The 17,105-nt window shown below is 66.9% G+C and carries 15 protein-coding genes; 7 read left to right on the top strand and 8 right to left on the bottom strand.

What is annotated here, in order from left to right:
• Positions 1-82: 82 nt before the first annotated feature.
• Both ACNFH5_RS02995 and ACNFH5_RS02990 read left to right on the top strand, forming a co-directional pair.
• Positions 83-1,540 carry an NAD-dependent succinate-semialdehyde dehydrogenase gene (locus tag ACNFH5_RS02995; RefSeq protein ID WP_416744100.1) on the top strand — a complete coding sequence of 486 codons (1,458 nt, stop codon included), beginning with the start codon at positions 83-85 and terminating at the stop codon, positions 1,538-1,540.
• A gap of 16 nt (positions 1,541-1,556) precedes the next feature.
• Entirely contained in the window at positions 1,557-2,936 is a 1,380-nt protein-coding gene (locus tag ACNFH5_RS02990) for an aspartate aminotransferase family protein (RefSeq protein ID WP_416744098.1), read from the top strand.
• Between the two features lie 128 nt (positions 2,937-3,064).
• On the opposite strand, the gene ACNFH5_RS02985 is transcribed toward ACNFH5_RS02990, so the two are convergent.
• The 6 genes from ACNFH5_RS02985 to def form a co-directional block, all read right to left on the bottom strand.
• Complete coding sequence (locus tag ACNFH5_RS02985) at positions 3,065-3,382, bottom strand: tetratricopeptide repeat protein (protein ID WP_416744097.1); 318 nt, start codon at positions 3,380-3,382, stop codon at positions 3,065-3,067.
• Between the two features lie 47 nt (positions 3,383-3,429).
• Entirely contained in the window at positions 3,430-4,881 is a 1,452-nt protein-coding gene (locus tag ACNFH5_RS02980) for a TrkH family potassium uptake protein (protein WP_416744096.1), read from the bottom strand.
• Positions 4,882-5,009: 128 nt separating this feature from the next.
• Positions 5,010-6,383, bottom strand: coding sequence for a Trk system potassium transporter TrkA (trkA, locus tag ACNFH5_RS02975; RefSeq protein WP_205338353.1), 1,374 nt, complete (start codon positions 6,381-6,383; stop codon positions 5,010-5,012).
• A 45-nt stretch (positions 6,384-6,428) separates the two neighbouring features.
• A complete protein-coding gene (rsmB, locus tag ACNFH5_RS02970) occupies positions 6,429-7,739 on the bottom strand; it encodes a 16S rRNA (cytosine(967)-C(5))-methyltransferase RsmB (RefSeq protein ID WP_416744094.1) in 1,311 nt (436 codons plus the stop codon).
• Positions 7,736-8,680, bottom strand: coding sequence for a methionyl-tRNA formyltransferase (fmt, locus tag ACNFH5_RS02965; protein ID WP_416744093.1), 945 nt, complete (start codon positions 8,678-8,680; stop codon positions 7,736-7,738). Before fmt ends, rsmB begins: the two co-directional genes overlap by 4 nt.
• 72 nt (positions 8,681-8,752) lie before the next feature.
• Positions 8,753-9,259, bottom strand: a complete 507-nt coding sequence (def, locus tag ACNFH5_RS02960) for a peptide deformylase (protein WP_017518883.1) — start codon at positions 9,257-9,259, stop codon at positions 8,753-8,755.
• 138 nt (positions 9,260-9,397) lie between these two features.
• Here def and ACNFH5_RS02955 point away from each other — a divergent pair, with 138 nt between their 5' ends.
• From ACNFH5_RS02955 to ACNFH5_RS02945, 3 genes are all read left to right on the top strand, one after another.
• Positions 9,398-10,423: a LysM peptidoglycan-binding domain-containing protein gene (locus ACNFH5_RS02955; protein ID WP_416744091.1), complete on the top strand. Its 1,026-nt coding sequence runs from the start codon at positions 9,398-9,400 to the stop codon at positions 10,421-10,423.
• A 131-nt stretch (positions 10,424-10,554) separates the two neighbouring features.
• Positions 10,555-11,655 (top strand): DNA-processing protein DprA, encoded by a 1,101-nt coding sequence (gene dprA, locus ACNFH5_RS02950; RefSeq protein ID WP_416744089.1) that lies wholly within the window; start codon positions 10,555-10,557, stop codon positions 11,653-11,655.
• 41 nt (positions 11,656-11,696) lie between these two features.
• Positions 11,697-12,254: an L-threonylcarbamoyladenylate synthase gene (locus ACNFH5_RS02945; protein WP_416744088.1), complete on the top strand. Its 558-nt coding sequence runs from the start codon at positions 11,697-11,699 to the stop codon at positions 12,252-12,254.
• 91 nt (positions 12,255-12,345) lie between these two features.
• Here ACNFH5_RS02945 and ACNFH5_RS02940 read toward each other — a convergent pair whose 3' ends face one another.
• Complete coding sequence (locus ACNFH5_RS02940; RefSeq protein ID WP_416744087.1) at positions 12,346-13,323, bottom strand: NADPH:quinone reductase; 978 nt, start codon at positions 13,321-13,323, stop codon at positions 12,346-12,348.
• Between the two features lie 182 nt (positions 13,324-13,505).
• Here ACNFH5_RS02940 and hemF point away from each other — a divergent pair, with 182 nt between their 5' ends.
• A complete protein-coding gene (hemF, locus tag ACNFH5_RS02935; protein ID WP_416744085.1) occupies positions 13,506-14,420 on the top strand; it encodes an oxygen-dependent coproporphyrinogen oxidase in 915 nt (304 codons plus the stop codon).
• Between the two features lie 157 nt (positions 14,421-14,577).
• A complete protein-coding gene (gene aroE, locus ACNFH5_RS02930; protein WP_416744083.1) occupies positions 14,578-15,399 on the top strand; it encodes a shikimate dehydrogenase in 822 nt (273 codons plus the stop codon).
• 139 nt (positions 15,400-15,538) lie between these two features.
• Here the strand turns inward: aroE and ACNFH5_RS02925 are convergent, their stop codons facing one another.
• On the bottom strand, positions 15,539-17,098 hold the full coding sequence (locus ACNFH5_RS02925; RefSeq protein WP_416744081.1) for a SulP family inorganic anion transporter: 1,560 nt from the start codon (positions 17,096-17,098) through the stop codon (positions 15,539-15,541).
• Positions 17,099-17,105: the final 7 nt, after the last annotated feature.

Here is a 17,105-nt window from a genome sequence, read left to right as displayed (position 1 = left end):
CCGCCATCCCCCGCTTAGGAAAAAACCGCGCGCCCGCGGCCCCTAGGATGGTTCCCATGCCATCCGCCAAGGAGCCGCCGCCATGTCTTACGTCCATCCCCTGCTGTTCAAGTCGCTCTGCTACGTGAACGGCCATTGGCTGCACAGCGCCAGCGGCGCCAGTATCGCCGTCGACAACCCCGCCACCCGCGAAGCCATCGGCCATGTGCCCCTGCTCGATCGCGAGCAGATCGTCGGCGCTGTCGATGCCGCTGCCGCCGCCTTTCCCGCCTGGCGTGCACGCAGCCTGGATGACCGTGGCGCGCTGCTGTGCCGCTGGGCCGAGCTGATCCGCCAGCACCGCGAGGACCTGGCGCAGATTCTCAGCCTGGAGCAGGGCAAACCGCTGGCCGAAGCCCTTGGCGAGATCGACTACGCCGCCAGCTTCATCCCCTGGTTCGCCGAGGAAGCGCGCCGCCTGAACGGCCGCAACATCCCCAGCCACATCCCCAACGCGCACCTGGGCACGGTGGTCGAGCCGGTGGGTGTCGCTGCGCTGCTCACGCCGTGGAACTTCCCCTCGGCAATGATCACCCGCAAGGCCGCCGCCGCCCTCGCCGCCGGCTGCAGCGTGGTGGTCAAGCCAGCCCACGAAACGCCCTACTCCGCCTTCGCCCTCGCGCAACTGGCCGAAGAAGCCGGCTTCCCCGCCGGCGTGTTCAACGTGGTATTGGGCGAGCCGCAGATGGCCATGGAAACCCTGGTGGGCGATAGCCGCGTGCGCGCCGTGAGCTTCACCGGCTCGACCCGCGTGGGGAAGCTCGTTCTGCAAGCGGCCGCCCAGGACGTAAAAAAAGTCGCCCTCGAACTGGGCGGCAACGCGCCCTTCATCGTGCTGCCCGACGCCGATCTGGAACAGGCGGTGACGTTCGCCATCGACGCCAAGTTCCAGACCTCCGGGCAGGACTGCTGCGCGGCCAACCGCATCCTGGTCTCCCGCGAACTCTATGAACCTTTCCTGCAGCGCTTTGCCCGCGCCGTGCGTGAACTGCGCGTCGGCCCGGCCAGCGACTCGCGCAGCCAGATCGGCCCGCTGATGCACCAGGGCGCCTTCGATGTCACCTGCGAGCGTGTACAGGACGCCATCGGCCAGGGCGCCCGGCTGCTCGCCGGCGGCGAACCCCATGCGCTGGGCGGCTGGTTCCATCAGCCGACCGTGCTGGCCGACGTCACCCCGCAGATGCGCATCTGGCGCGAGGAAAACTTCGCGCCGATTGCCGGCGTCAGCGCGTATGACGATCTGGACGAAGCCGTCCGGCAGGCCAACGACACCGAGTACGGCCTAGCCGCCTACCTTTGTGGGCAACGCCTGGATCACATCTGGCCGCTGATGCGGCGCCTGGAGTTCGCCATGGTGGCGGTCAACGGCGCCAAGTTCACCGGCCACCCCATTCCCTTCGGCGGCATGAAGGCCTCTGGCCTGGGCCGTGAAGGCGGCAGCGAAGGCTTCGAGCCCTTCGTCGAAACCAAATACTTCGCCCTGCACCACGGCGCCATCTGACCGGGAGAACACTGCCATGACCGACTACGCCAAGCTTTTCGAAGACGACCGCGCGCACTTCATGCACCCTTCGACCCACGCCCACGATCACGCCAGCGGCGCGCTGCCGGGGCGGATCATCACCGGTGCTTCAGGGGTGCGCATCCGCGACCATCAGGGCCGCGAACTGCTCGATGCCTTCGCCGGCCTGTATTGCGTGAACATCGGCTACGGCCGCACCGAAGTCGCCGACGCGATCCATGCACAGGCCACGCAGCTGGCCTACTACCACACCTATGTGGGGCACTCTTCCGAGGCGATCGTCGAGCTGTCCGCGCGGATCATCCGTGACTGGGCGCCGGCCGGCATGAAGAAGGTCTACTACGGCCTCTCCGGCTCCGACGCCAATGAAACCCAGGTCAAGCTGGTGCGCTACTACAACAACGTGCTGGGCCGGCCGCAGAAGAAAAAGATCATCTCCCGCCAGCGTGGCTACCACGGCTCGGGGATCGTCACCGGCAGCCTCACGGGGCTGGCGAGCTTCCACCAGCACTTCGACCTGCCGGTGGAAGGTGTGAAGCACACCCTCTGCCCACACTTCTACAAGGCGCCGGCCGGTATGGACGAGGCGACCTTCGTGCGCCACTGCGCGCAAGAACTGGAAAACCTGATCCTCGCCGAAGGTCCGGACAGCGCGGCCGCCTTCATCGGCGAGCCGGTGATGGGCACCGGTGGCATCATCGTCCCGCCCAAGGGCTACTGGGAGGCGATCCAGGCGGTGCTGGCGAAGTACGACGTGCTGCTGATCGCCGACGAAGTGGTCTGCGCCTTCGGCCGCGTCGGCGACAAGATGGGCAGCCAGCGCTATGGCATGCGTCCGGATCTGATCACCACGGCCAAGGGCCTGACCAGCGCCTACGCGCCGCTCTCGGCGGTGATCGTCGGCGAGAAGGTGTGGGACGTGATCGACAGCGCGTCGACCCGCGAAGGCGCCATGGGCCATGGCTGGACCTACTCCGGCCACCCGATCTGCGCGGCAGCGGCGCTGGCCAACCTGAACATCCTCGAACGGGAGAACATCACCGCCAATGCGGCGGAGGTCGGCGGCTACCTCAACCAGCAGCTGCGCCAGACCTTCGAAGGCCATCCGCTGGTGGGCGAAGTGCGTGGCGACGGCATGCTGGCGGCGCTGGAGTTCATGGCCGACCGCGAGGCGCGCACGCCGTTCGACCCGGCGCTGAAGGTCGGCCCGAAGGTCTCGGCGGCCTGCCTGGAACGCGGCATGATCGCCCGCGCCATGCCCCATGGCGACATTCTCGGCTTCGCCCCGCCGCTGGTGCTGACCCGCGCCGAGGCGGACGAGATTGTCGGCATCGCCAAGGATGCGGTTGATGCGGTGGCCGCGCAGATTCTGTAACGGTTGGCGTAGGAGCGGACTCTGTCCGCGATCGTTTCCCGACCGCTCCGAACTGGCCGGTGGCACATCGCGGACGGAGTCCGCTCCTACCCATCCGGTGGCTTCTGTCTCAAGATGACCAAGGGCGCTTAGGCGCCCTTGGTCTTGTCCAGCTTGCGCAGGAACACCGTCATTTCCTTCTCCGCCTGCTTGTCGCCGTGGGCCTGCGCGGCGGCCAGGCCGTCGGTCCAGGCGGTGCGGGCGCCTTCGAGGTCACCTTCGGCCTGCAGTGCCTTGCCCAGCAGCTTCCAGGCGGCGGAGTACTTGGGATCCTGTTCCACGCAGCGGCGCAGGTGTTCGGCGGCTTTGGCAGCCTCCCCGGCATCGAGATAGCCCTTGCCCAGGCCGAAGCGCAGCAGCGAGTTGTCCACGCCCTTGGCGAGCATCTTTTCCAGCGAATCGATCATGGCGAGCCTCCATCAGCAGGCCGCCATTCTGCCTCAAGACGGCCGCTTCAAGTGCGCCAGAAGGCGGGCGTCAGCAGGATCAGCAGGGAGAACACTTCCAGCCGCCCGAGCACCATCGCCAGGCTCAGCACCAGCTTGGCGCTGGCCGGCAGGTTGCCGTAGTGCGCGGCAGCATCGCCCAGTGCCGGGCCCAGGTTGTTCAGGCAGGAGGCGAGCGTGGAGAAGGCGGTGAGCTGGTCCACCCCCAGCGCCAGCAGCACCAGCATCAGGGTCACGAAGGTCAGCAGGTAGATCGAGAAGAACGCCCATACCGATTCCACCACGCGGTCGGAGACGGTGCGCCGTCCGAGCTTCACCAGGAATACTCCATTGGGGTGCAACAGCCGCAGGAATTCGCGCATGCCCTGGCGGTACACCAGCAGCATGCGCATTACCTTCATGCCGCCGCCGGTGGAGCCGGCGCAGGCGCCGATGAAGGTGCTGTAGAGCAGCAGGTAAGGCAGCAGGGTTGGCCAGGTGCTGAAGTCGGCGAGGCCGAAGCCGGTGGTGGTCGCCACCGAGATCACCATGAACGCCGCGTAGCGGATGGCTTGCAACGGTGACTCATAGTGGTGCTTGAGGATCAGCGTGGTCGCGGTGATCAGGAACAGCATCAGCAGAATGCCCAGGTATGCCCGGCATTCCGGGTCCTTCAGGTAGTGGCTGATCTTGCGCTGGCGCCAGGCAAGGAAGTGCAGGCTGAAGTTGATCCCGGAAATCACCAGGAAGGTCATGCAGATCAGCTCGATCAACGGGCTGTCGAAGTAGCCGATGCTGGCGTCGTGGGTGGAAAAGCCGCCGATGGCGATGGTGGAGAAGCTGTGGCCGATGGCGTCGAAGGCATTCATCCCCGCCGCCCAGTACGCCAGCGCGCAGGCGGCGGTCAGGCCGCAGTAGAGGAACCAGAGCGTCTTGGCGGTATCGGCAATGCGCGGCGAGAGCTTGTGATCCTTCAGCGGGCCGGGCATTTCTGCGCGATACAGCTGCATGCCGCCGATGCCCAGCATCGGCATCACCGCCACTGCCAGCACCACGATGCCCATGCCGCCCAGCCACTGCAGTTGCTGACGGTAGTAGAGGATCGCGTGGGGCAGCGCATCGAGCCCGGTAAGCACGGTGGCGCCAGTAGTGCTGAGGCCGGAGAAGGACTCGAACAGCGAATCGACCACGCCCATGTGCGGCGCGTCCGACAGGGCAAAGGGCAGCGCGCCGAAAGAGCCCAGCACGATCCAGAACAGCGCCGTCACCAGGTAGCCGTCGCGGATGCGCAGATCCTGCTTGTGCTGGCGGCACGGCCACCAGATGGCGAAGCCGGTCAGCAGCGTGACCAGGAACGACAGCGCGAAGGGCTGCCAGGAGCGCTCGGCGTAATGAAGGTCCACGAGCAGGGGTGGCAGGTGCGTGGCGCTGAACAGCATCAGCAGCACGCCGAGGATTCGACCGATGGAGGAGTAGCGCATGACCGAAGGAAGGCCGGCTGGAACAGGTCGCGCAGGGTGCCAGGGGTGGCTGGCTGGCGCAGTAGGACCTGTCTGAATCTGCCTCGGAATCAGCTATCAGGGCCGCCAAGCGGCGGCCCTGAGGTCAATCAGAAGAAGGTCAGACCCGCCTGGAACAGTCGCTCGACGTCACGGATGCGTTTCTTGTCGACCACGAAGAGGATCACGTGGTCGCCGGACTCGATCTGCGTCTCGCCGTGGGCGATCAGCACGTCGTCGTCGCGGATCACCGCGCCGATGGTGGTGCCCGGCGGCAGCTGGACTTCGTTGATCTTGCGGCCGATCACCTTGCTCGACTTGGCGTCGCCATGGGCGACCACCTCGATGGCCTCGGCGGCGCCGCGGCGCAGGGAGTGAACGCTCTCGATGTCGCCACGCCGGACGTGGGTCAGCAGCGTACCGATGGTCGCCAGCTGCGGGCTGATGGCGATGTCGATCTCGCCGCCCTGCACCAGGTCGACGTAGGCGGGGTTGTTGATCAGCGTCATCACCTTGCGCGCGCCCAGGCGCTTGGCGAGCAGCGAGGACATGATGTTGGCCTCGTCGTCGTTGGTCAGGGCCAGGAACAGGTCGGTTTCGCCGATGTTCTCCTCCAGCAGCAGGTCGCGGTCGGAGGCGCTGCCTTGCAGTACGATGGCGCTGTCGAGGTTGTCCGAGAGGTGCCGGCAGCGTGCCGGGTTCATCTCGATGATCTTCACCTGGTAGCGGTTCTCGATGGCCTCGGCCAGGCGCTCGCCGATGTTGCCGCCGCCGGCGATGATGATGCGTTTGTAGCTGTCCTCCAGCCGGCGCATCTCGCCCATCACCGCGCGGATGTGGGCCTTGGCGGCGATGAAGAACACCTCGTCGTCCGCTTCGATCACCGTGTCGCCCTGAGGGATGATCGGCCGGTTGCGGCGGTAGATGGCCGCCACGCGGGTATCGGCGTTGGGCATGTGCTCGCGCAGCTGGCGTAGCTCCTGGCCCACCAGCGGGCCGCCGTAGTAGGCACGGATGCCCACCAGCTGCGCCTTGCCCTCGGCGAAGTCGATCACCTGCAGGGCACCGGGGTACTCCACCAGGCGCTTGATGTAGTTGGTCACCACCTGCTCGGGGCTGATCAGCACGTCGACCGGAATGGCTTCGTTGTCGAACAGACCGGCACGGGTCAGGTACGCCGCCTCGCGCACGCGGGCGATGCGCGTCGGAGTGTTGAACAGGGTGTAGGCGACCTGGCAGGCCACCATGTTCACCTCGTCGCTGTTGGTCACCGCCACCAGCATGTCGGCGTCGTCGGCGCCGGCCTGGCGCAACACAGTGGGGAACGAGGCCTTGCCGTGAACGGTTCGGATGTCCAGGCGGTCGTTGAGGTCGCGCAGGCGTTCGCCGTCGGTGTCGACCACGGTGATGTCGTTGGCTTCGCTGGCCAGATGCTCGGCCAGAGTGCCGCCAACCTGGCCGGCACCGAGGATGATGATCTTCATGGAGCGGGGTGCTTTCCGTTTCGATCCGTTGGGAGTCGGCGCCTGTTACTTGGCCGAAATCTTGATCAGCTTGGCATAGTAGAAGCCGTCGTGCCCCTTCTCCTGGGGGAACAACTGGCGACCGTGCGGCTGCTTGATGCCCCAGGGGCCGGGCAGGTCCAGCTCGCGGGCGCCGGGGGTGCGACCGAGGAACGCGGCGATCTGCTCGCTGTTTTCCTGCGGCATGACCGAACAGGTCGCGTAGACCATCACGCCGCCGACTTCGAGGGTCGCCCACAGTGCGTCGAGCAGTTCGCCCTGCAGCTGCGCCAGCGCCTCGATGTCCTCGGCGGTGCGGGTCAGCTTGATGTCCGGATGGCGGCGGATCACCCCGGTGGCGGAGCACGGGGCATCCAGCAGGATGCGCTGGAATGGCTTGCCGTCCCACCATTTGGCCGTGTCGCGGGCGTCGGCGGCGAACAACTGGGCGTCGAGCTGCAGGCGCGCGAGGTTCTCGCGAACGCGCACCAGGCGGCTTTCCTCCAGGTCCACGGCGACCGCGCCGGCCAGCGCAGGTTCGGCTTCCATCAGGTGGCAGGTCTTGCCGCCGGGGGCGCAGCAGGCGTCCAGTACGCGCTGGTTCGGCGCCAGTTCCAGCAGGTCGGCGGCCAGTTGCGCGGCCTCGTCCTGCACGCTGACGCGGCCTTCGGCGAAGCCGGGTAGCTCGCGCACGTCGCACGGCTGCACGAGATTGATGCCGTCGCGGCTGAATTCGCAGGCGGTCGATTCGAAGCCGACGCGGTTCAGCTCGTCCAGATAGGCATCGCGGCTGCCGTGACGGCGGTTCACCCGCAGGGTCATCGGCGGATGGGCGTTGTTGGCGGCACAGATCGCTTCGAACTGCTCCGGCCAGGACTTCTTCAGGGCTTTCTGCAACCAGCGCGGATGCGCCAGGCGTGCTGCCGGGTCCTTGTCGACCTCGGCGAGCAAGGTTTCGCTCTCGCGCTGGGCGCGGCGCAGCACGGCGTTGAGCAGACCCTTGGCCCAGGGCTTCTTCAGCTTGTCCGCGCAGCCGACGGTCTCGCCGATGGCCGCGTGGGGAGGAATGCGGGTGTAGAGCAACTGGTACAGGCCGACCAGCAGCAGGGCCTCGACATCGCGGTCACCGGCCTTGAACGGCTTCTGCAGCAGGCGTGCGGCGAGGGTGGACAGGCGCGGCTGCCAGCGCGCGGCGCCGAAGGCCAGTTCCTGTACCAGGCCGCGGTCGCGCGGCTCGACGTTCTCCAGCTGGGTCGGCAGCGAGCTGCCCAGCGAAGCGCGGCCGGCGAGCACGGCGGCGAGGGCGCGAGCGGCCGCCAGACGGGGATTGGTGCTCATTGGCCCAGCACCTGTCCGGCGGCAAATTGCTCGCGGCGGCTATTGAACAGGTCGGCGAAAGCCAGCGGCTTGCCGCCGGGCAGTTGCAGGCGGGTCAGCAGCAGTGCGCCTTCACCGCAGGCAACCAGCAGGCCGTCGCGGCTGGCGTCGAGGATCCTGCCGGGCTCGCCCTTGCCTTGTGCTGGCTTGGCACCGAGAACCTTCAGGGCTGCCTCGCCGAGAGTGGTGTGGCAGACCGGCCAGGGTGTAAAGGCGCGGATGCGGCGCTCCAGTTCGTCGGCCGGGCTCGACCAGTCGATGCGTGCCTCTTCCTTGTTCAACTTGTGCGCGTAGGTGGCCAGGGCATCGTCCTGCACTTCGCCCTCGAGCGTGCCGGCGGCGAGACTGGCAATGGCCTCGACCACGGCTTTCGGGCCGAGCTCGGCCAGGCGGTCATGCAGGCTGCCGCCAGTGTCCTCGGCGGAAATCGGCGTGCTGACCTTGAGCAGCATCGGCCCGGTGTCCAGGCCGGCTTCCATCTGCATCACGGTGACACCGCTTTCGGCGTCGCCCGCTTCCACCGCGCGCTGGATCGGCGCGGCGCCGCGCCAGCGCGGCAGCAGCGAGGCGTGGCTGTTGATGCAGCCCAGCCGCGGGATATCCAGCACCACCTGCGGCAGGATCAGCCCATAGGCCACCACCACCATCAGGTCCGGCTTGAGCGCGGCCAGTTCGGCCTGGGCGCCGGGATCGCGCAGGGTCGGCGGTTGCAGCACTGGCAAGCCATTCTCAACGGCGAGCTGCTTGACCGGGCTGGGCATCAGCTTCTGACCACGGCCGGCCGGGCGGTCCGGCTGGGTGTAGACGGCAACGATCTCGTGCGGCGTATCCAGCAGGGCCTTGAGATGCTCGGCGGCGAATTCCGGGGTGCCGGCGAAGACGATGCGCAGTCTCTTGCTCATATCGAACTCACAAAAAAGCTCTCTATGAAAGAGCTGAGCGGGGGCTTGCCGGGGCAAGCCTCTGGGGATGGGTCACGCCTGTTGACGGTGCTGCTTTTCCAGCTTCTTGCGGATGCGGTCGCGCTTGAGGTTGGACAGGTAGTCGACGAACAGCTTGCCGTTCAAGTGATCGCACTCGTGCTGGATGCACACGGCGAGCAGACCCTCGGCGACTTCCTCGAACGGGTTGCCATCGCGGTCCTGGGCCTTGATCCGCACTTTCTGCGGACGGTCTACATTTTCGTAGAAGCCAGGCACGGACAGGCAGCCTTCCTGGTACTGGTCCATTTCCTCGGTGAGGTATTCGAACTCCGGGTTGATGTAGACCCGGGGTTCGGACTTGTCTTCGGACAGGTCCATCACCACGACGCGCTTGTGCACGTTGATCTGCGTCGCCGCAAGACCGATGCCCGGCGCCTCGTACATGGTCTCGAACATGTCGTCGATCAGTGTGCGCAGGGCGTCATCGAAGACCGTGACCGGCTTGGCGATGGTCCGCAGGCGCGGATCGGGGAATTCGAGAATGTTCAGAATGGCCATATACGTTTGTGATGCACTTGTGGAATAAAGTCAAAATCGGCTGCTAATATGCTGAGCAGCATCGAAAAACGGCTGGAAAGCGCGGTAGGGGCGGCTTCCAGGCGTTTCATGTGTACACATAATAAAGGGATTCACCGCATGAGGAAAACACTACTCGCCCTGCTGCTGCTCGCCGCAGGCGGGGTGGCGCAGGCTGCCGTGCAGCTCAAGGAAGGCCATCCGGATCGCTATACCGTAGTGAAGGGCGACACCCTCTGGGACATCTCCGGCAAGTTCCTCAGCAAGCCGTGGAAGTGGCCGGAAATCTGGCAGGTGAATCCGCAGATTCAAAACCCGCACCTGATCTACCCGGGTGACGTGCTGAGTCTTACGTACATCGATGGCCAGCCGCGCCTGATGCTCAACCGCGGCGAGTCGCGCGGGACCATCAAGCTGTCGCCGCGGGTGCGCAGCACCCCGATCGCCGAGGCGATCCCGACCATCCCGCTGGACAAGATCAACGCCTTCCTGCTTTCCAACCGCATCGTCGATAGCGATGCCGAGTTCTCCAACGCCCCTTACGTGGTCGCTGGTGATCAGGAGAGCGTGATCAGTGGCGCCGGTGATCGCGCCTACGCCCGTGGCAACTCGCTGTCCGAAGAAGGCAGCTATGGCATCTTCCGCCAGGCCAAGGTCTACACCGATCCGGAAACCAACGAGCTCCTGGGCATCGACGCCATGGATATCGGTGGCGCCAACGTCACGGCGAAGGAAGGCGATGTCGCCACCCTGAACGTGACCCGCTCGACCCAGGAAGTCCGTCCGGGCGACCGTCTGTTCCCCACCGAGGAGCGCGCGATCACCTCGACCTTCATGCCCAGCGAACCGAGCACCCCGATCAAGGGCACCATCATCGACGTACCGCGCGGCGTGACGCAGATCGGCAAGTACGACGTGGTGACCATCGACAAGGGTACCCGCGATGGCCTGGCCGAAGGCAACGTGCTGGCGATCTACAAGCTGGGTGAAACCGTGCGTGACCGCGTCACCGAAGAAATGGTGAAGATCCCGGACGAGCGCTCGGGCCTGGTGATGATCTTCCGCACCTACAACCGCCTGAGCTACGGCCTGGTGCTGACTGCCACCCGCTCGCTGGAAGTCAACGACCGCGTCCTGAATCCCTGATGCGCGAGTGACTTGAACAAAACCCCGCTTCGGCGGGGTTTTTTGTGGGCGCGATCCGGAAGGGTCCGACAGCGGGGGCGCTGCGCGGCGCGGCATAGTCCGGCAGTCTTCCCCACGCCAAGGATTGCGCCATGTCCGTTGACCCGACCCTCTCCCCGGCCGAGCTCGAAGCGCGGCTGCGTCTGCACGCGCTGCCCGAGTTGGGCCCTCGCCGCTTTCGCCGTCTGCTCGAAGCCTTCGGTTCGGCATCCGCCGCCTTGAGCGCGCCGGCTGCGGCGTGGCGCTCCCTGGGTCTGCCGGCTGCCTGTGCGCAGCCGCGCCGCGATGCCGGCATTCGTGAACAGGCTGCCGAGGCACTGCGCTGGCTGGAGGCGGCCGAGCATCATCTGGTCATGTGGGACGCGCCGGGTTATCCCGCGCTGCTGGCGGAGCTCAACGATGCTCCACCGATGCTGTTCCTGGCCGGCGAGCCGAGCCTGCTGGAGCGACCGCAGTTGGCGATGGTCGGCAGTCGCCGGGCCAGCAAGCCAGGGTTGGACACCGCGCGGGCCTTCGCCCGCAGCCTGGCTGGCGGCGGCTTCGTAATCACCAGTGGGCTGGCCCTGGGCATCGACGGCGCGGCCCATGAGGGGGCGCTGGAGAGCGGCGGGGGCACCGTCGCCGTGCTGGGCACGGGCCTGGAGCATCTCTACCCGCGTCGTCACCTCGGGCTGGCGCAACGCATCGTCGAGAGCGGCGGCGCGGTGATTTCCGAGCTGCCGCTGAACTGTGCGCCGCAGGCGTCGAACTTCCCCCGGCGCAACCGGATCATCAGTGGCCTGGCCCTGGGTACTCTGGTGGTGGAGGCCAGCCCGTCCAGTGGGTCGCTGATCACGGCGCGCCTGGCTGCCGAACAGGGCCGCGAGGTCTATGCGATTCCCGGTTCGATCCATCACCCCGGTGCGCGCGGTTGCCACGAGCTGATCCGCCAGGGCGCAACGCTGGTGGAGACGGTCGAGCATATCCTCGAAGGTCTGCGGGGGTGGACGCAGTGTGCGCCGGTGGTGGCACTCGCGCCTGAGATGCCGCCCCACCCCCTGGTCGACCTGCTCCGCGCGGCCCCGCAGAGCAGCGAGCAACTGGCGTTGCGCAGCGGCCTGGAGCTGCCGCAGGTGCTGGTGGAGCTGACCGAACTGGAGCTGGACGGGCGGGTGGCCTGCGAGGCCGGCGTCTGGGTGCATCGCGCCCCTTGAGCACGTAAACTGCCGCGCATCGCAGATCCGAGGAATTCCCGATGTACAGCAACTGGCGTACCCAGCGCATGGCCCAGGTCGTGCGCGATGGCGGTGTGATCGCTTACCCGACCGAAGCCGTCTGGGGCCTGGGCTGCGACCCATGGAGCGCCGATGCCGTGTACCGCCTGCTGGCGATCAAGGCGCGCCCGGTGGAGAAGGGCATGATCGTGGTGGCTGGCGACATCCGCCAGTTCGACTTCCTGCTCGACGACCTGCACGAAGCCTGGAAGGACAAGCTTGCCGCCAGTTGGCCCGGTCCGAACACCTGGCTGGTGCCGCACCAGGGTCGCCTGCCCGAGTGGGTGACCGGCGAGCACGATACCGTCGCCCTGCGCGTCACCGATCATCCGCTGGTGCGTGAGCTGTGCCGTTTTACCGGCCCGCTGATTTCCACGTCCGCCAACCCCGCCGGTCGCCCGGCCGCGCGTAGCCGCCTGCGCGTCGAGCAGTACTTCCGTGGCGAGCTGGATGGCGTGCTCGGCGGTGCCCTGGGCGGGCGCCGTAACCCGAGCCTGATTCGCGACCTGCGGACCGGAGAGACCGTTCGCCCGTCGTAAGCCGTAATACGGTTCGCGAGCAAGCTCGCTCCTACAAGAGCGGAAGCACCCTGTGGGAGCTAGCTTGCTCGCGAACGCTCTTTTGCCGTGATCAGGGCAGCAGAATCGTCGAGCCGGTGGTGCGCCGCGCTGCCAGCTCGGTCTGCGCCTTGGCAGCGTCGGCCAGGGCGAAGCGCTGGTTGATCTCCACCTTCACCTTGCCGCTGGTGATCATGCCGAACAGGTCGTCGGCCATGGCCTGCAGGCGTTCCGGCGTGCTGGCGTAACCGAACAGCGTCGGGCGGGTGACGTAGAGCGAGCCCTTCTGCGAGAGGATGCCCAGGTTCACCCCGTCCACCGGGCCGGAGGCGTTGCCGAAGCTCACCACCAGACCGCGCTGCGCGGTGCAGTCCAGCGAGGTCAGCCAGGTGTCCTTGCCCACCGAGTCGTAGACCACCGGGCACTTCTTGCCGTCGGTCAGCGCCAGTACGCGCTCCACCACGTTCTCGTGGCTGTAGTCGATGGTTGCCCAGGCGCCGTGGGCTTTTGCCAGCTCGGCCTTGGCGGCTGAACTCACGGTGCCGATCAGGTGCGCGCCGATGGCCTTCGCCCACTGGCAGGCGATCAGCCCGACGCCACCGGCGGCCGCGTGCCAGAGGATGGTCTGGCCCGGCTGCACGTTGTAGGTCTGGCGCAGCAGGTACTGCACGGTCAGGCCCTTGAGCATGACGGCGGCGGCCTGCTCGAAGGTGATCGCATCGGGCAGCTTCACCACGCTGGCGGCCGGCAGCGTGTGCTGCTCGCAATACGCGCCGAGCGGGCCGGTGGCGTAGCCGACGCGGTCGCCGACTTTCACGCTGGTTACCGTGCTGCCCACCGCCTCCACCTCGCCGGCACCCTCGGTGCCGACTCCGGACGGCATGCTCGGCGCGGGATACAGGCCGCTGCGGTAGTAGGTGTCGATGAAGTTGAGGCCGATGGCCCGGTTGCGAACCCGCACCTCATTCGGGCCGGGTTCGGCCGGGGTGTAGTCGACGATTTCGAGGACTTCCGGGCCGCCGGTCTTGGCGAATTGAACACGCTTGGCCATGTCGCTCTCCTGATGGCGCGAGGCGCTGCCTCGCCGGGGAAAAGACTTTCATCCAAGCCGCCCGCATGACGGGCGTCAAGACCAGCTTTGCCGGCGGCGATGGTATGCTTGCGCCCGTTTTCGCCCCCAAATTTCGCTCCGGCCCGCGCCACGCGTGGCTTTCCCGCTCCAAGGTGATTCTCGTGACCGATCGCATCGAGGCCGTGAAGGCCTACCTGCTCGACCTGCAAGACCGCATCTGCGCCGCACTCGAAGCCGAGGACGGCAGCGCCCGCTTCATCGAGGATGCCTGGCAGCGGCCGGCAGGCGGCGGTGGTCGGACGCGGGTGATCGGCGACGGCGCGCTGATCGAGAAGGGCGGCGTGAACTTCTCCCACGTCTTTGGTGCCGGTTTGCCGCCGAGTGCCAGCGCGCACCGCCCGGAACTGGCCGGGCGCGGCTTCCAGGCGCTGGGCGTGTCGCTGGTGATCCACCCCACCAACCCGCACGTGCCGACTTCCCACGCCAACGTGCGCTTCTTCATCGCCGAGAAGGAAGGTGAAGAGGCTGTGTGGTGGTTCGGCGGCGGCTTCGACCTGACGCCCTACTACGCCCATGAAGAAGACTGCGTGCTCTGGCACCAGGTCGCCCGCGACGCCTGCGCGCCCTTCGGCGAGGATGTCTACCCGCGCTACAAGGAATGGTGCGACCGCTACTTCCACATCAAGCACCGCAACGAACCGCGCGGTGTGGGCGGCCTGTTCTTCGACGACCTGAACCAGTGGGACTTCGACACCAGCTTCGCCTTCCTGCGCGCCATCGGCGATGCCTACATCGACGCCTACCTGCCCATCGTGCGCAAGCGCAAGGACAGCCCCTATACCGAGCAGCAGCGCGAGTTCCAGGCCTTCCGCCGCGGCCGCTACGTCGAGTTCAACCTGGTCTATGACCGTGGCACCCTGTTCGGCCTGCAGTCGGGCGGGCGCACCGAGTCGATCCTCATGTCGCTGCCGCCGCAGGTGCGCTGGGGGTACGACTGGAAGCCGGAGCCGGGCAGCGAGGAAGCGCGCCTGACCGAGTACTTCCTCACCGATCGCGACTGGTTGGGCCAGGCCTGACCTTCGCTTTTCGGGCGGTTCGCGAGCAAGCTCGCTCCTACAAGTAGCCCCGAAGCTGCTCTTGTAGGAGCGAGCTTGCTCGCGAACACCGTCTGGCACCGAAGTGGAAAAACCGGCACTCTCTCGGCCTTTCGATTGTCACGCCCCAGGACTTCCCATGGACCGCTACTGCGTCTTCGGCAACCCCATCGGCCACAGCAAGTCGCCGCAGATCCACCGCCTGTTCGCCGAGCAGACCGGCCAGGCGCTGAGCTATGACGCGCGGCTGGCGCCGCTGGACGACTTCGCCGGGAACGCCCGTGAGTTCTTCGAACAGGGTCTTGGCGGCAACGTCACTGTGCCGTTCAAGGAAGACGCCTACCGCCTGGCCACCGAACTGAGCGAGCGCGCGCGGCGGGCTGGCGCGGTGAATACCTTGAAGAAGCTCGAAGGCGGCGGACTGCTGGGCGACAACACTGACGGCGCCGGGCTGACCCGTGATCTGACGGTGAATCACAGCGTCGCCCTGCATGGTGCGCGCATTCTCGTGCTGGGGGCCGGTGGTGCGGTGCGCGGCATTCTCGAGCCCTTCCTCGCGCAGCAGCCAGCCAGCATCGTGATCGCCAACCGCACGGCGGCGAAGGCCGAGCAACTGGCGGAAGAGTTCAAGGATCTGGGCGGCGTGCGCGGCGGCGGTTTCGACTTGAAGGACGAGCCCTTCGACCTGATCGTCAACGGCACCTCGGCTTCCCTGGCCGGCGAGCTGCCGCCCATCGACCCGGCGCTGATCAAGCCGGGCCACACCGTCTGCTACGACATGATGTACGGCAAGGACGTGACTGCCTTCAACCGCTGGGCCGCCGAACACGGCGCGGCGCGCTGCATCGACGGGCTGGGAATGCTGGTGGAGCAGGCGGCGGAAGCCTTCCTGCTATGGCGCGGCGTACGGCCGAATTCGGCGCCGGTCCTCGATGAGTTGCGCCGTCAGCTGAAGGGTTGATCGCGTAAATCCGCTGACACGATTGATGGTGCGGTGGGGCTTATGTAGGAGCGAGCTTGCTCGCGAACCACGCCCCAGCATCTGAGTCGCCGGCGAATTTGTTCGCGAGCAAGCTCGCTCCTACAGATGAAGCCCGGCTCTATTCCTCGACCTGCAACACCCCACCCTTCCCCATCTGCTTTTCCAGCTCCGCGCGCACCCGTGGCCGGGCGTTGCGCAGGACCAGGCTGCGGCCTTCGCTCGCGAGGCGGCGGGCTTCCTGCTGCAGCATCTGCGCGCCGGCAAAGTCGATGAAGTTCACGTGGTGGGCATCCAGCACCAGACGTTCGCTGCGGCTGTGCTGCATCCGTTTCTGCAGGTAATCGCAGGCGCCGAAGAAGATCGAGCCTTCGATGCGCAGCACCTCTTCGTCCCCCCTCTCCCACTGCTGTACGCGTGGCTGCGAGGTGCGCTTGAGGTAGAAGAACAGCGAGGCCAGCACGCCGGCGTAGACGGCGTTCTGCAGCGGCAGCAGCAAGGTCGCGGCGAGGGTCAGCAGCATCACCAGGGATTCCGCGCGGCTGCCTTGCCACAGTGCGCGCAGGGCAGGCCGATCAATCAGGTTCCAGCAGATCAGCAGGATGCCGGCGGCCATGGCCGGCAGCGGGATGTGAGTGATAAGCCCGGCGCCAGCCACTGCTAGAAGTGCGACCCACAGTGCGGAGAAAACCCCGGCCAGCGGCGTGCGTGCGCCCGCCTCCTGGTTCAGCCCGGAACGGGTGAAGGAGCCGGCGGAGAGCGTGCCGGACAGCCACGGCCCGATCAGGTTGGACAACCCTTGCGCACGCGCTTCCTGATTGGCATCCAGCGGCTGGTGCGAGCGCGCGGCCAGCGCGCGGGCAATCGACAGGCTGGTGACCAGCCCGAGCATGCCGCAGGCCACGGCGGCGGGGAGCAACTGGGCGAGGGCGGACAGATCGAACGACAACGGGCTGAGCGGCGGCAGTGCGCTACGGAAGGCGGTCACCCTGGCGACCTCGGCAAAGGTCGTCGGCATCGCCCAGACCAGCGCGCTGGCGCCGAACAGGCCGACCAGCAATGCCGGCCCGCGTCGCCACAGGCACTTCACCACGAGGCTCAGCGCCAGGCTGACCCATCCCACCAGCAGCGAAGGCCCATGGAACTGCGGCAGCTTCCACCAGAGTGCGGCGGCGCTGGTCAGCGCCGTGCCCTGCCCCGCAGCACTGATGCCGAGCAGGTAAGGCAACTGGCCGATCACGATTACCAGCGCAGCGCCGCAGGTGAAACCGAGCAGCACCGAGTGCGAGACGAAATTCACCAGCACGCCGAAGCGCAACAGGCCCAGCAGCCACTGGAACAGCCCGGCGAGGAAGGTCAGCAGCAGCGCATACTGGATGAACTGCGTGCTGCCCGGCGCGGCCAGTGGTGCGATGGCGGTGAACAGCACCACCGAGATCGCCGCAGTGGGCCCGCCAACCATATGCTTCGACGAACCCCACAGGCAGGCGATCAGCACCGGCAGCATCGCCGCGTAGAGCCCGTACTCCGCCGGAAGTCCGGCGATCAGCGCGTAGGCCATGGACTGCGGCAGGGCGAGCACCGCGCCGGATAGGCCCACGCCCAGGTCACGACGCACATCGCGCCCGCTGACCCGGGGCAGCCAGGCGAGGAAGGGCAGCAGGCGGATCAGGCGCTCCATCGACGGC

The sequence above is a fragment of the Pseudomonas sp. NY15435 genome (assembly GCF_048068295.1).
Lineage (GTDB): Bacteria > Pseudomonadota > Gammaproteobacteria > Pseudomonadales > Pseudomonadaceae > Pseudomonas.
Note: the sequence above shows the minus strand (reverse complement) of the source record. Positions and strands in the feature narration are given on the sequence as shown.

Bases quoted from the DNA above. Each gene is read 5' to 3' on its own strand.
- ACNFH5_RS02925 (WP_416744081.1), bottom strand. From the start codon at position 17,098: ATGGAGCGCCTGATCCGCCTGCTGCCCTTCCTCGCCTGGCTGCCCCGG.
- ACNFH5_RS02985 (WP_416744097.1), bottom strand. From the start codon at position 3,382: ATGATCGATTCGCTGGAAAAGATGCTCGCCAAGGGCGTGGACAACTCG.
- ACNFH5_RS02945 (WP_416744088.1), top strand. From the start codon at position 11,697: ATGTACAGCAACTGGCGTACCCAGCGCATGGCCCAGGTCGTGCGCGAT.
- ACNFH5_RS02980 (WP_416744096.1), bottom strand. From the start codon at position 4,881: ATGCGCTACTCCTCCATCGGTCGAATCCTCGGCGTGCTGCTGATGCTG.
- def (WP_017518883.1), bottom strand. From the start codon at position 9,259: ATGGCCATTCTGAACATTCTCGAATTCCCCGATCCGCGCCTGCGGACC.
- ACNFH5_RS02995 (WP_416744100.1), top strand. From the start codon at position 83: ATGTCTTACGTCCATCCCCTGCTGTTCAAGTCGCTCTGCTACGTGAAC.
- ACNFH5_RS02940 (WP_416744087.1), bottom strand. From the start codon at position 13,323: ATGGCCAAGCGTGTTCAATTCGCCAAGACCGGCGGCCCGGAAGTCCTC.
- rsmB (WP_416744094.1), bottom strand. From the start codon at position 7,739: ATGAGCACCAATCCCCGTCTGGCGGCCGCTCGCGCCCTCGCCGCCGTG.
- ACNFH5_RS02990 (WP_416744098.1), top strand. From the start codon at position 1,557: ATGACCGACTACGCCAAGCTTTTCGAAGACGACCGCGCGCACTTCATG.
- trkA (WP_205338353.1), bottom strand. From the start codon at position 6,383: ATGAAGATCATCATCCTCGGTGCCGGCCAGGTTGGCGGCACTCTGGCC.
- fmt (WP_416744093.1), bottom strand. From the start codon at position 8,680: ATGAGCAAGAGACTGCGCATCGTCTTCGCCGGCACCCCGGAATTCGCC.
- dprA (WP_416744089.1), top strand. From the start codon at position 10,555: ATGTCCGTTGACCCGACCCTCTCCCCGGCCGAGCTCGAAGCGCGGCTG.
- ACNFH5_RS02955 (WP_416744091.1), top strand. From the start codon at position 9,398: ATGAGGAAAACACTACTCGCCCTGCTGCTGCTCGCCGCAGGCGGGGTG.
- aroE (WP_416744083.1), top strand. From the start codon at position 14,578: ATGGACCGCTACTGCGTCTTCGGCAACCCCATCGGCCACAGCAAGTCG.